Origin of the sequence: Vibrio hyugaensis, from assembly GCF_002906655.1 — a bacterium.
GTDB classification, from domain to species: Bacteria; Pseudomonadota; Gammaproteobacteria; order Enterobacterales; family Vibrionaceae; genus Vibrio; species Vibrio hyugaensis.
In genome coordinates this window covers 523,305-537,466 of sequence record NZ_CP025795.1, presented here as the reverse complement: position 1 = coordinate 537,466, position 14,162 = coordinate 523,305, and the positions used below count along the sequence as shown (strand labels likewise).

At 45.1% G+C, this 14,162-nt stretch carries 9 protein-coding genes; 6 read left to right on the top strand and 3 right to left on the bottom strand.

Features of this window, described 5'->3' with window-relative positions:
* Positions 1–68: 68 nt before the first annotated feature.
* Genes C1S74_RS19650 through C1S74_RS19640 form a run of 3 tightly spaced genes read left to right on the top strand, consistent with a single transcriptional unit; the run spans position 69 to position 5,138 of the window.
* On the top strand, positions 69–725 hold the full coding sequence (locus tag C1S74_RS19650; protein WP_045397645.1) for a TetR/AcrR family transcriptional regulator: 657 nt from the start codon (positions 69–71) through the stop codon (positions 723–725).
* Positions 712–2,040, top strand: coding sequence for an efflux RND transporter periplasmic adaptor subunit (locus C1S74_RS19645; protein WP_045397103.1), 1,329 nt, complete (start codon positions 712–714; stop codon positions 2,038–2,040). Before C1S74_RS19650 ends, C1S74_RS19645 begins: the two co-directional genes overlap by 14 nt.
* Positions 2,037–5,138 carry an efflux RND transporter permease subunit gene (locus tag C1S74_RS19640; RefSeq protein WP_045397102.1) on the top strand — a complete coding sequence of 1,034 codons (3,102 nt, stop codon included), beginning with the start codon at positions 2,037–2,039 and terminating at the stop codon, positions 5,136–5,138. Before C1S74_RS19645 ends, C1S74_RS19640 begins: the two co-directional genes overlap by 4 nt.
* A gap of 719 nt (positions 5,139–5,857) precedes the next feature.
* Here C1S74_RS19640 and C1S74_RS19635 read toward each other — a convergent pair.
* The 3 genes from C1S74_RS19635 to C1S74_RS19625 form a co-directional block, all read right to left on the bottom strand.
* Positions 5,858–6,124: a hypothetical protein gene (locus C1S74_RS19635; protein ID WP_045397100.1), complete on the bottom strand. Its 267-nt coding sequence runs from the start codon at positions 6,122–6,124 to the stop codon at positions 5,858–5,860.
* A 283-nt stretch (positions 6,125–6,407) separates the two neighbouring features.
* A complete protein-coding gene (locus C1S74_RS19630) occupies positions 6,408–9,566 on the bottom strand; it encodes an efflux RND transporter permease subunit (RefSeq protein WP_045397098.1) in 3,159 nt (1,052 codons plus the stop codon).
* 13 nt (positions 9,567–9,579) lie between these two features.
* Positions 9,580–10,737 (bottom strand): efflux RND transporter periplasmic adaptor subunit, encoded by a 1,158-nt coding sequence (locus tag C1S74_RS19625; protein ID WP_045397097.1) that lies wholly within the window; start codon positions 10,735–10,737, stop codon positions 9,580–9,582.
* Between the two features lie 589 nt (positions 10,738–11,326).
* Here C1S74_RS19625 and C1S74_RS19620 point away from each other — a divergent pair.
* The 3 genes from C1S74_RS19620 (at position 11,327) to C1S74_RS19610 (ending at position 14,129) form a co-directional block, all read left to right on the top strand.
* Complete coding sequence (locus C1S74_RS19620) at positions 11,327–12,844, top strand: phospholipase D family protein (protein WP_045397095.1); 1,518 nt, start codon at positions 11,327–11,329, stop codon at positions 12,842–12,844.
* A 120-nt stretch (positions 12,845–12,964) separates the two neighbouring features.
* The gene (locus C1S74_RS19615) at positions 12,965–13,552 is read left to right on the top strand and encodes a class I SAM-dependent methyltransferase (protein ID WP_045397094.1); all 588 of its coding nucleotides are present in this window, start codon (positions 12,965–12,967) and stop codon (positions 13,550–13,552) included.
* Between the two features lie 13 nt (positions 13,553–13,565).
* Positions 13,566–14,129, top strand: coding sequence for a GNAT family N-acetyltransferase (locus tag C1S74_RS19610; RefSeq protein WP_045397091.1), 564 nt, complete (start codon positions 13,566–13,568; stop codon positions 14,127–14,129).
* Positions 14,130–14,162 lie beyond the last annotated feature (33 nt).

Here is a 14,162-nt window from a genome sequence, read left to right as displayed (position 1 = left end):
TCGCATGTCGCATGAGAAATCAGCGGCTTATAATTAATCAAATGTTTAATATTTTGAGAGACGATATTGTGACGGAAGCTCATCGAAGGGCTGGAAGGCCTACCGATAAAATCGACGCACGGGAAAAACTGATTTTTCACGCGCGTGAACTCTTCACCATCATGGCTTACGACAAAGTTTCGACTCGCTTGGTGGCCCAAAAAGCGGGGGTGAATGTCGCCATGATTCGCTACTACTTTGGCAACAAAGAAGGGTTATTTGAGACCATGCTGCGTGAAACGCTGTCACCGATGCAAAAGCAAATGCAGGCCTTATTGTCTGACAGTAATGAAAAGAACTTCCTCGACTTAATGCGTACCTACTATCGTGAGATGATCAAAGTACCGCAATTCCCCCGCTTGATTGCTCAAGTCATGCATATGCCCCCCTCAGAGACTCAACGCAAGTTACTAGAAAAAGTCTTTGCTGACATCAGCAAGCCGATGCAAGGCGTGATCTTTGATAAGTTAGTCGATGGTGGCGTTTTGCGAAAAGACGCGGATCCTCAACTTTGTCGCGTTTCTTATATTAGTCTCATGGTGTTCCCATTTATGGCACCACCGGCCTTACTTGCGATTCATGGCATTGAGCTTTCTGAAGCCTTCTTGAACCGATTATTCGAACACAACATACAACTGATGAAACATGGATTTCTAGACTCGAGCGACCAATATGAAAATCAATAAAAAGCTTCTGTTCTTTCCTGCTCTTGCTGTCGGGGTCATTATCCTCTTTCTTGCGATTAGCCTTAAACCAGACTTACCCGTTAAACCCGCAGGTGATAGAGCAAGGCTGGTCGAGACAATTCCACTGGCGCTTAAGGCGATAGCACCTGTCGCAATTGGCTTTGGCAAAATAGCACCAAAAGTGGAATGGAAAGCCATTGCAGAAGTGACAGGGAAAGTAGTTTACCGCCATCCGCAGCTGGAAAAAGGACAAGTGCTGCAAGCAGGAACGGAAATCTTGCGAATCGATCCTCTCGATTACGAATTGAAATTGGTTCAAGCTCAAGCTGACCTCAAATCTGCCGAAACCTCTTTGGCTAAGCTGACTCAAGAAGAAGCCAACCTCAAAAGTACACTCAAGATCGAAGCAAACCGTTTGGTTATCGCCAACAAAGAGTTAGACCGCAAACAAAACCTGCGTAAGAAAGGCTTAACGTCTCAATCGGATGTTGATCAACAAGAGCAAAGCGCGCTTTCTCAACGTAAGTTAGTGCTGGATATCGAAAACCAAATCGGTTTGATGCCGGATGAAAAGCGTGTCGCAGAAGCCCTAGTTAAGGTCAATGCATCAAAAGTGGATGAAGCGAAACGTTCGCTTGATAAAACCATTATCACCCTTCCTTACGACTTGCGTATTGCAGAAGTCGAAATTGAGCAAAACCAAGTGGTTAACCTACAACAAACCATGGTGACCGGGCATGGCATTGATGTCATGGAAGTGGAAGCTCAACTGTCCATTCATGACATGCAAACTTTGGCGGCGAGTATCGGTGAGTTTGTTCGTGATGAATCTGGTATTCCACAACCTGATATGAATGCGATTCATGCCAACATTGAACTCAGCAGCGGTAACCTCTCTGCAAGTTGGCCTGCGAAAGTTGCACGCATCAGTGAAACGGTTGATCCAAGCCAAGCAACTGCCGGTGTGATTCTAGAAATTGAACAAGACTACCGTGCATTAAACCCAACCTCTGCTCCGCCATTGGTGAACGGCATGTTTGTGCGTGCCTTGATTGAGGGGCAAGAGAACCCGAGTTGGGTCATCCCAGAGCGTGCGCTTCATGGCGATAAGATTTACCTGATGGGCGATGACAATCGTCTGCAAGTCGTGACGGTTGAAGTGTTATATCGCCGCAATAACCAAGTGGTGATCGATGGTGAACTAGAGCAAGGTCAGAAGCTGATCATCAACGATTTGCTGCCTGCGATTAACGGCATGCTATTGAAAGAGTCACCTGAACAGTCAGAAACGGCCATTGAGGAGTCTGATTCATGATCCGATTCTTCGCCAAGCACCCAACAGCAGCCAACTTGCTGATGCTAACGCTGCTGATATTGGGGATTTCTTCACTTTCCACGATTAAGCGTGAAACCTTTCCTGAGTTTGATCCGCCCTACATCCTAGCTGGTGTGGTTTACCCTGGCGCTTCCCCTCAAGAAGTCGAAGAAAGTATCTGTGTCCGAATGGAAGATGCTGTTGATGGCCTTGCTAACATTGAAGAAACGCAATGTGAAGCGATTGAAGGCTCTGCGCGTCTTATCTTAAAACTGAATGAAGAAGCCGACATCGGCCGCATGTTGGTTGATGTTCAAACTCAAATCAACTCGATAAACGACTTCCCACAAGAAATTGAGTCTCCTGTGGTCCAAGAGCTAGATTGGAATGAGCCAGTTGTGGATGTCGCAATTACCGCAGACACCACATGGCCAGAGCTAAAAGCCTACGCAGAACAACTTAAGCGCACGTTAAAGCTCGATTACGATGTGTCTTTGGTTGAAGTTGCTGGCTTCTCTGACCACCAATACCGAGTAGAGTTAGACACTCAAGCGATTCGCCAACTTGGCTTAAGTGTTGGTGATATTGCGGAGCAGATTGGTCGTCAAAACGTCAAGTTGCCAAGTGGTAATGTCGAAACGCCAGATAAGAACTTTCTGATCCGCTTTGACGAACGACGCGTGACGCCAGAAGAGCTTGAGACTATCGTCGTGGGCTCTGGACCAAATGGATCAATCATCCGTCTAAGAGACATTGCAACGATTACCGATCGGTTTGAATTGGACGAACAGAAAGTCCTCTTCGATGGTCACCCGTCAGCTCTACTAAAAGTCAGCAAAAACAAAGAAGACGATGCACTGCGCATCAAAGAGCGTGTTGCTCAATTTGTCGAAGAACAACAAGCCATCGCGCCAGACGGTGTCATGCTACAAATGACCAATGACCTTTCATCCGTGCTTTGGGATCGTCTGACCATGATGGTCAAAAACGGTTGGCAAGGTATCATTCTGGTTTTCGCCACCATGTGGTTGTTCTTTAGTTTTCGCTACTCTTTTTGGGTCGCGGCTGGTTTGCCCGTTGCCTTCTTAGGTGGGTTATTTTTGATGGCGCAACTTGGCCTGTCGATCAACATCATGTCTTTGGTCGGGTTACTCATGGCCATCGGTATCATGATGGATGATGCCATCGTTATTGCCGAATCGATCGCCGCTCACCTAGACCGAGGAGAAGAGATCGATGATGCCGTGATTAAAGGGGTGAAAAAGGTATTGCCGGGGGTGATTTCTTCCTTCCTAACCACGGTGTGTATTTTCGGTAGCTTGTTATTCCTGCAAGGTGAAATGGGTGCTGTACTTAAAGCGGTTCCTCAAGTTCTGATCCTCGTATTGAGTTTGAGTTTGGTGGAAGCCTTCCTGATCCTACCTAACCACCTTTCTCACTCACTACACAAACAGAAACAAGAGCGAAAGACACCGAAGTTCAAACAAAAGCTGCTCGCTTCTTTTGAAAACTTCCGCAACACCACCTTGGTCAACGCAGTGGATAAAGTGGTCGAGTATCGCTATGCCTTTATGGGTGGCGTGGTTGCCTTGCTTCTTATCTCCGCAGCAACGTTAGTCGGTGGTTTACTCAAGTTCCAACCCTTCCCTGAATTAGATGGCGACATTGCAGAAGCGCGTATTATTCTTCCGCCAGGTTCTTCTCTGTCTCAAACTGAAGCCGTCGTCGATAAGATCGTTGCTTCCGCTCAAAAGCTAGATAAAGAATGGACAGAGAAAGTGGAAGACGGCAATCCATTGGTTCTGCACATCACCAGTCAATTCAACGCTAACGCCGACGCAAATGAATCTGGTCCTCATATTGCCACGGTACGTCTGGATTTGCTGGGCGCCGAGAGTCGTAACACACTCATCGATGAATTTATCGATGCATGGCGTGAAGACATTGGTGAACTTGCCGATCCTATCTCGTTGGTATTTAAACAACCGACCATGGGTCCGGGCGGTCGAGCGATTGAAATTCGAGCTAAACATGATGACCTAGATGCCCTTAAAGCGGCTTCTATCGACATTCAGCAATACTTGAATGAATTTGACGGTGTCCATGGCGTGTTGGATGACATGCGAATGGGTAAAGAGGAAGTATTGGTCAAACTGCGTCCGGGAGCGGAAGCATACGGCATTAATGGCCAACTGATTGCCAATCAGCTTCGTGCGGCCTTCTTCGGCCAAACCGCAGATGAAATCCAAGTCGGTGTCGAAAATATCTCGATAGAAGTCCGTCTCGATAAAGTTCAAGCGGGCGATCTACAACAATTAGCAAACTTCCCGATCATCTTATCAGATGGAAGCCAGATTCCCCTCGCAACGATCGCCACTCTGGATTTCCAGCGAAACTACGTACGTATCCAGCGCATTGATGGGCTGCGCACCATTAGCGTATTTGGCGACATCGATAATACAAAGGCTAATTCAACCGCAATTATTCGTCAGTTCCAACAGGATGAAGCACCAAAGCTTATGCAAAAGTATCCTGGTCTTCGCTTTGATTTTGAAGGCGAAGCCAAAGATACCGCTGAAACTGGCGCATCAATGGGTAAAGGCTTCTTGCTTGGTTTGTTTGGCGTATTTGCGATTCTGAGTTACCAATTCCGCAGTTATTTGGAACCATTCGTGGTAATGCTTGCTATTCCACTCGCCTTTATTGGCGTGGTATGGGGACACATCCTACTCGGTCACTCATTAAGTATGCCAAGTATGATGGGCTTCGTCTCATTAGCGGGGATTGTGGTGAATGACTCGATTCTGTTAGTTCAGTACATACGCCATCATGTCGATGAAGGGGATAACGTGCACGACTCGGTAGTCAAAGCCAGTCGAGAGCGCTTTAGAGCAGTATTCCTAACATCAATGACCACTGCAGCAGGTTTGCTTCCGTTACTGACTGAAACCAGCCTGCAAGCACAGGTTATCCAACCACTGGTGATCTCCATCGTGTTTGGTATTTTTGCATCCACTCTGCTGGTGTTGTTTATGATCCCTGCAGCGTATGCCATTTTAGCTGATTTCGGCCTAGTCCATAAGCACGAAGAAATCTAAAACGACTGATAAGTTTACTTATCAAAATGAACAAGAGCGGCTTAGGTCGCTCTTTTTGTTTTCAGTGAAAAGCGTTAAAAACAACACAAACACTTAACAAATGCAGGGTTATTATGTGGCATTAAGTGCAAATATGAACAATTGAGAATGCAGTATGTCGAGTTTTATATAACCAACTCAAATGATCGCCGTAGGATTTATGATAAGTTTTATTATCAAAAACGACATTTAGCACAGTATAAATACAAGCAGACAACACATTCACAATTTGAACTAACGATAATGAAATCATTGATTGAAGAATTAACATTTTAACAATGATTACAACAATGTTAACTTTAGCCTCGTTGGTTGCACTGGTGGTAAGCCTCTCACCAAGCCTATTGTCAGTTTGATATGGACGTTCGACCATCTCCAAAATGAATAGACACCCAATTTGGTGCCCTTTTTTCGCCCGTGAAGGTATTCTTCGCGGGCTTTTTTCTGTCTGCTATTTCTAGCGAGCCGCAGAAACAAATAATCACCTATTGAATACCTTCGCATAAGTCCAGAAATAAAAAACCAGCTTACTAAGCTGGCGTATGTGCCCATGTAGCCTCTATGGCCGGGCAAAGAGCAACAAGGTTGACGCCGACTGCTCACTAGCGTCTCGCTTGTTTCGGATGCTCTAAGTTAATCACTCATCTTTGTGACCAACACTGAGTCTTTTTCATCAGAGACTATGATTTGGTTGCCTCTGTCTTTTGGCATTTGATCTTTACCAATTGAGCTTGTTGTTCTTTGATATGTTTTACAATGCGTTCGTCGCGTTCATCGATAGCGTCCATGTTCATCTGTTGGATATCTGCTACCGCTTCATGCTTCATGGTTGTAAATTCTTGACGTAAATCTGCACTCCACTCGTCTCTGTCTAGAGTGTTAGCAGCAGCGATTGGTGATGACATTACAGCAATAAGACCTAGAGTAGAAAGAAATACGCTTTGCATAGTAAGCTCCTTAAGGATTAGCAGTTCATTGGTTTACAATCTATACATTGCACATAGGATGCCAACTTTTTAAACTTTTAATATCAACAACTTAAAGAAATGTTTATTTTTCCACCATCTGCTCAATGGCGAATTTCACACACACAGTGTCAAATTAACCAAAGATATTTGTAAACAGTTAGTCATTCACTCAGTTTATAGTATAGAGAGCCCATTTCAGTTCGCTTAAGGCACAAAAAAAAAACAGCCCGAAGGCTGCTTTATATTTTCATGCTCGATAAAACTAACTTTGCGTACTTTCTTTACCAACCGCATTCGATGACTGCGGTTTGAGCTTAGCAATCAAACGGCCAAAGAACCGTTTAACAATGCGGAAGATGTTTTTAATATCCTCTAGCATCAGGTACAAACAAGGCACCAGAATCAAAGTAAGGACAGTTGCAAATAGAACGGCAAAACCAAGCGCGACCGCCATCGGGATAACAAAACGCGCCTGCAAGCTAGTCTCAAACATAATAGGTAGGACGCCAGCAAAGGTAGTAATAGACGTTAACGTGATCGCTCTAAAACGTGCACAGCCAGCTTCAACAACCGCTTGCTTAATGCTCATGCCTTTTTCTCGCACTTGGTTAACGTAATCTGTCATCACCAAGGAATCATTGATAACAACACCCGCTGCCGCGATTAAGCCAAATGTCGACATCATACTGATGTCCATATCCAGCCAAAAGTGTCCCCAGATTGCTCCCGTTAAGCTGAACGGAATGACCGACATTACAATCAATGGTTGGGTGTAACTCTTCAACGGTACTGCCAACAGTATGTAAACGATGATCATACCTGCAATAAAGAACATGATTTGTTCATTACGTTGCGCAGCTTGTTCTTCGATGTCACCACCCAATTCCGTTTTCACACTTGGGAAGGCTTGCTTCATGTCCGGTAAGATTTTGTCGTCGATAACTTTCACGACTTCTTGAGGTTCAACCAACTCTTCATCTATAGAGCCATACACATAAACGGTCTGATACCCACCTTCACGACGAATGGTACTCACACCCGGTTGCTCACTGATCTTGACCACATCACCCAGCATCACTTTTTTACCAGCCGGTGTTGTGATCACTGCGTAACGCAAGGAAGAAAAAGCCTCGCGAGTCAGTTTTGGATAGCGAACCATGACTTTGATTTCTTCACCATCGCGGATCAGTCGTTGTGCTTCACCACCATAAAAACTGCCACCGACTTGCGCAGCGATCATCGTTAGGTCTAAACCGAGATCGTAGGCCACAGGAGCAAGTGAAAGCAGCACTTCTTTACTACCCGAATCGATAGAAGAAGAGATATCATATAAGCCTTCTTCTTGCTGTAAGCGACCAATCAAGTAACGTCCCGCTTCATTGAGTTGGTTGATATCCGAGCCAAACAACAAATACCCAAACTCGTCTCGATCGCCACCACCTGCACTTTGTTCTCGGATCTTAAAGCTCTTCATACCCGGAATCACAGGCATCGCTTCGCGCCAACGACGAGCAAGCTCGAACGTATTGAACGGACGAAGTTCCTCATCCACGAGCGGCACTAAAATACGCCCCTCTGTACGACTGCGGTTGTAAGACAGCACGTCACGAATCATCCCCTGACCGTGCTCATCAATGATCTGGTTCTCGATATCTTGCATCACTCCTTCAATGGTTTTTAACGCATTGATGGTCTGCTCACTCGATACCGTGTCATTCATTTCAATCGTAATCGCCGGATAATCCGTTGGGACTTTCGGGTTTGGAATGACACGAACATAATTTGAACTCACAAGAGCTGCACTGATGAGCAATAAGCCGCAAAAAACAGCAAATACCGTCCAGCGCCAATGCGTACAAGCTTTAACGAAGCTACGGTAAGGGCCGTTAACAAAGCCAAAGAAACGCTTGTTGAAGTTATCACGCCAACCACCAGGCTTAATCGGTTTGAAGTTAGTGTGCGCTAAGTGAGCGGGAAGAATCAGTTTCGATTCAATCAAACTGAAGATCAGACACAGGATAACCACACCAGCAATGCCATAGAAGAAAGCACTGTCGATTCCGCTGGATAACAAGAAAGGCGCGAAGACCGCGATGGTCGTCAAAACACCAAAGGTTGCAGGCGTCGCAACTCGCTTTACACCGCGAACGACGTTCTCGACACCACCTCCCTTCTCTTCGATTTCACTGTAAGCACTTTCACCGGTGACAATGGCGTCATCAACCACGATGCCCAGCACCATGATAAAGGCGAACAGAGAAACAATATTGACCGTGACGCCGAGCATTGGCATCAGCATGACGGCACCGAGGAAACAGACCGGTAATCCCACCATGACCCACATCGCCAAACGGAAGCGTAGGAAGATCGACAACATAATCGCCACCAACGCCGCACCTTGCAGTAAGTTTTTCAACATCATGTCGAGACGACCATTGAGGTAATAGGTCATATCAACCAGCACTTTCAGTTGAATGTCATTAGGGAGGGTCTTATTTTTCGCTTCGATGTAATTACGAACTGATTCCGCCACAGGGATGATGTTTTGGTCACGTGTTGCTTGCACGGCCATGTAAATAGCATTTTGGCCAGAGTATTCGAAGTAGCGATCTTCTTCGGTAAAACCATCCTTGATCGTTGCAATGTCTTGCAAAAGAACCTTCGCACCATTTGCACCCAGCTTGACCGGAATATTGCGAAACTCATCACCGTGGTAATACTGGTTCTCAATGCGAACAGCAATCATGCCTGAGTTGGTTTTGACTTCACCCGCAGAGAAATTAGCGGAATAACGACGAATTGCGTTACTCACATCATTCAACGTTAAGTCATACTTACGAAGAGTCAATGGATCAACTTCAATCGCGATCTCTTCTTCCGGAGCACTCAAGTCCACCAACATGACATTTTTCAGTTGGAGTAATTCATCTTCAACTTGCTTAGCAATGGGCTTAAGCTCTTCAAGCGGCCTATCACCCACCAAGCCCATCTCAATGACTTCCTGTCGCCATTCAACTTGATAAACGTTAATGGGCTCCATACCCGCGGGTAAGTTGGATAAGGTATCAACCCTTTGTTTGATGTCTTCCAAAACACGTTTAATGTCGGCATTGACATCGACTTCAATCGACACATAAGCACTACCACGAGACGCTCTCGCCACGGTCTTTTTGATGCCCGTTACGTCTTTGATTGATTCCTCAACCTTGACCAGAATACTTTCTTCAATCTCTTGTGGAGAAGCCCCCGGATACTCCGCACGAATGTTGATGTAGTTAACCTCAACATTCGGGAACATTTGACGTTGAATGAACATGAAGCTCACGATACCCATCACAATAATGAACATCATCATCAGGTTCGCGGCGACAGAGTTGTTAGCAAAATAAGCAATAATGCCTTTTTGTTGATTCTCTTCCATGATTGACTCCTACTTACTGTACGACGATTTCGGAGTCGTCATTCTTTTTTGCGACTTGGACTGCCATACCTTGTTGAGGATACTCAGGAAGCGTCAATACTAACTTATCCGATTGCTCCAACCCTTCACCAACCAACAAGAACTCACCTTCTGCACGAAGCACATTGACGGTTCTCGGTTGCAGTTCATTTTCATCATTAACCACCCACACCGTGCGATTTTTCACTAGCTCTTGTGGTAGACGATAAATGTGTTTGAGCTCTTTGCCTGTGAAACTGACTTCAACATAAGAACCAAATTTGATCGGAGGTTGTTGGGTATCTAACCCGTATGGATCGTTGACTTGAATGACCATATTGATCATACGCGTTGCGCTATCGATCATGCCGAGATCACGCACGACAATACCTTCACGCGTGGTTGATAAAATGCCTTGTTGCGTCACTGTTGCTCGAAGTTCAGTAATGGATTCTGGTAGGAACGCACTGTCGAAGCCAGCAATAGGAACATGAATCTCAGCCACTTCAATGTTGTTTAGTGTTGCGACGCGAGAGCCTGATGATACAAACTGTCCCACACCGATGTCACGCTCAACCACTAATGCATCGTATGGCGCAACCACTTTACAATTCTCCAAATCACGCTTCGCACGTTTCAGTGCAGCTTGAGCAGACTTCACTTGTGCTTGCGCACTTAGTACATGCGGCTTACGTAGGTAAAGGTCGCTGACTTGCTTGTCGCTCAATTTTTTGGCTTGACGCTTTGCCACTTCAGCTTTTGCTTGCTCTTCAATCAAAGCTGCACGCGCACTTGCGAGCCCTGCCTCGGCTTGTAGAACATCCGCTTCGTAGTTATCACTTTCTATCGTAAATAGCACTTCACCGCGTTTAACGATACCACCAGTGACAAAATTAGGATGCCAACTGACAACCTCACCACTGACTTGCGCAGCTAAGTGTGTTTTCTCAAAAGGCACCATCTCGCCGTGGCTCGTGATAACGACTTTATGATCGGTAGGGAAAAGTGAAGAAGTTTGTACGGTCGGCTCACTGACCGTATCTTTGATTGACTCTTTTTCGGGTGCAGTCGCGGCAATCGCGGCATAACCCGCATAAGAACCACCAACTACGACGAAGGGTAAAAGCCAACGTAATACTGGTTTTGCTAACATCAAAAATCCTTTTTTATTTTTGTTTTCTCCTATTTGTCCCCGTTAGGCCTTCGCGCTAGAGTTGAATAAACTAACTGAACGTTTGATTACCCAATCTTTTACTCCTCGTGGACAAACAGTAAGTGTTTGCATCTGAAATAGACAACTTTATAAGAGCGCCGTGCTTCCGCTGTGTTTCGCGATTATCAATCACAAAAGAACTATCCATGGCAAGTTAATAAAATTAACAAAAACTTAACCATCTTCGCAAGTTACGACCTCTCACGTTCACTGTTTATACGCAATCGGCATGCCAAACGTTTACTCATTAAATATCAATAACTTAAAGTAAAACGATTATTTCCCTCAGTTCAGTGTTGGTAATTACCACCAGATATTAGTGATATTGACCATTTACAAGCAAAAGATAAGTAAAAAACATGATATTGTCCGCCTGAATAATATTCTTTCCGAAAGCCATATCGATTCACTCAGATTCGGTTGCTTTATTGAGAAATCTGCGACTTGACCACACTCACTTGCATTACCTAGGTTCAGCACTTGATATATAATCAAAGAGTTACGTTATGTATTAACAAGGAAGTGTGCATTGCTACGTTCTCTCTCTAAAGCCTTACTCGGTTCAATGCTTGTACTTATCTCGGCTTGCTCCTCAGTTCAGCCAAGAGATCCCAGTGAGAAATCCACCAGCTTTCAGTTCGGTTATCAAAGTGACTCATCTTTGGCAGAATTCTTTGAAAGCTACGACAAAGATCCTAACTCAGACACTGGCTTTTACCCTCTTAATCAGGGAAATGACGCGCTTTTAGCTCGAATCGCTCTGATTGAATCAGCAGAAAAAAGCTTAGATTTGCAGTACTACATCTACCGCAGTGACGAAACCAGTCAGCTAATGACGTGGCGTTTATATGAAGCAGCTCAACGTGGTGTAAGAGTCCGTTTATTATTGGACGACATGCAAAAGCGTAACGATGCTGGCATGGCGGAACTGAATGCCCATCCAAACATCGAAATTCGTTTGTTCAACCCTCACCAATATCGAGATGCTCGCGTTTTCGCGCTTGCCAGCGATTTCGAACGCCTCAATCGACGTATGCACAACAAAGCCTTAATTTCTGACAGTGTCTCAGCAATTGTCGGAGGCAGGAATATCGGGAACGAGTACTTTTCTTTCGAGTCGAATGTCGAATTTGGTGATTTCGATGTGATGCTTTATGGCGAAGCTGTGGCTCAAACCGCAGACCAATTCGATTTGTATTGGAATAGCCTCTATGCCATACCAATGGAGTGGATTGTACCTGAGTCTCAAAAAGTTGCGGACGATGCGATTCAAGCGCAAGTAAAAATGCTGCAACTTGAAGAGAAGTTTTCTACCGGTCCATACAATTTCAAAGAACTCGATCTCTATGAAGAGTTACAGCAAGGCAAATTAAAACTCTATTGGGGTAAAGGCGAAGTCTGGTTTGATTTACCAGACAAGATCGCAACTCAAGAAAGTCAATTGATCGATAACCTAGCCGAACTGCTCGATAACGTAGAATCCTCTTTTGTCTTAATCTCACCGTATTTTGTCCCTACGGGATCCGGTACAAAAGCGCTAACAGAAGCAGCTAAACGTGGCATTGATATTACGATTGTCACCAACAGTTTAGCCTCGAACGATGTGTTTGCTGTCCACGGTTGGTACGCGAAATATCGTGAAGACTTAGTCAAAGCGGGGATCAAACTTTGGGAAGTAAAAGCCAGTGCAAATATCAAAAGTAAATGGAGCTTAACGGGCAGTAGCCGTGCGAGCTTGCATGCTAAAGCCATGATGATTGATGAGAAAACCTTGTTCGTGGGTTCAATGAATTGGGACCCTCGTTCTGCCGAGTTAAATACTGAGATGGCGGTGGTTATCGAACAACCGGAGTACGTGCAAGCACAACAAGCTATACTGCCGGAACAGCTTAAAGAGAATGCCTATCAGGTTGTTATCAAAGATGGTGCGATTGCTTGGCTTGATATAGAAACAGGTGAAACGTTTGATTCAGAGCCCGAAGCGAGCATTTGGCGCAAAATAGGCGCTTGGTTTTCCGGTATTCTTCCTATTGAAGAGCAACTTTAACTCACACGGTTACAAAGCCAGTCACCAGTCACCAAAGAAATTGGGTAATCCCTTGAAGCACAAAAACAAAACGCTATTCAAGGTTGAGTTACGTCTATTAATAACTAGAAAGGAATCACAATGTCAGTGAAATGGAACGAATACTATCAAAAGGTCGCCAAGCAGCCACATCGTCCAAATGTAGAACGCGCCGCCAACTTGCTTGCACTGAACAATAAAACCGCCATCGATGCGGGGTGTGGAACAGGTCGAGACTCTAACTATCTTCTTAATCAGGGTTTTACCGTTCATGCTTTCGACGCACACGAAGATGCCGTAGAAACTTGCTTAACACGCTTTGAAGGCAATCCTTGCTTTTACATATCGCAATCTTGCTTTAGTGACTTTCATTACCCGCAATGCAGCTTGTTCATTGCCAGTGCGAGTTTGTTCTTTTGTCCGAGTGAGCACTTTGAAAGCGTATGGCAAAGAATCGACTCAGCCTTAGTCTCCGGTGGTGTTTTTTGTGGGGATTTACTGGGCGTGAAAGACTCTTGGGTCAAAGCAAAAACGCATCCAGACATCAGTGCGTTCACCAGGGAGCAAGTCGAAGCATTGTTTGAAGGATATGACATTATTCATTTCCATGAACGAGATGAAGACGGTACAACCGCAGTCGGTAATACCAAACACTGGCACATGTTCAGCATCACAGCAGTCAAACGCTAAGAAAAGGTAGGCTATGTATCATTTCCAAGGTGTAACGCTCCGGCGAGCGATTCCGGAAGAAGCCAAAGCGCTTTATAAGCTCATCACTGAGGATGAACGCTGGGCGCAATTCAATGGTCCTTACTTCCCTTATCAAACACCGACATTAGAAGGCTTTCGTAACCACACCTTTCAACGCCTACTGAAAGGTGAAGACATGTTGTTGGTTGAGTTCGAAGATAAGCCTGTTGGCTCAGTGAGTTGGTATTGGGAATGTGAGAGCACTCGCTGGCTTGAAGCTGGCATCGTCATTTACGATTCGAACTACTGGGATAAAGGGTTGGGCTTTTGTGCGCTAGTGCCTTGGATTAGCCATATATTCGAAACCCAAGACATAGCACGAGTTGGTTTAACAACATGGTCGGGTAACCCAAGAATGATGCGTTGCGCAGAAAAGCTTGGCATGCAACAAGAAGCCCGGATTCGTAAAGTACGTTACTACCAAGGCGAGTATTACGATTCGATCAAATACGGCATATTAAGAGAAGAATGGCAAACGCTGATCCAACGGCTCTATAGCCAAGAACAATTGGCGTAAATCATCGTATTTAGTGAAAAGGCTTGGCAACGC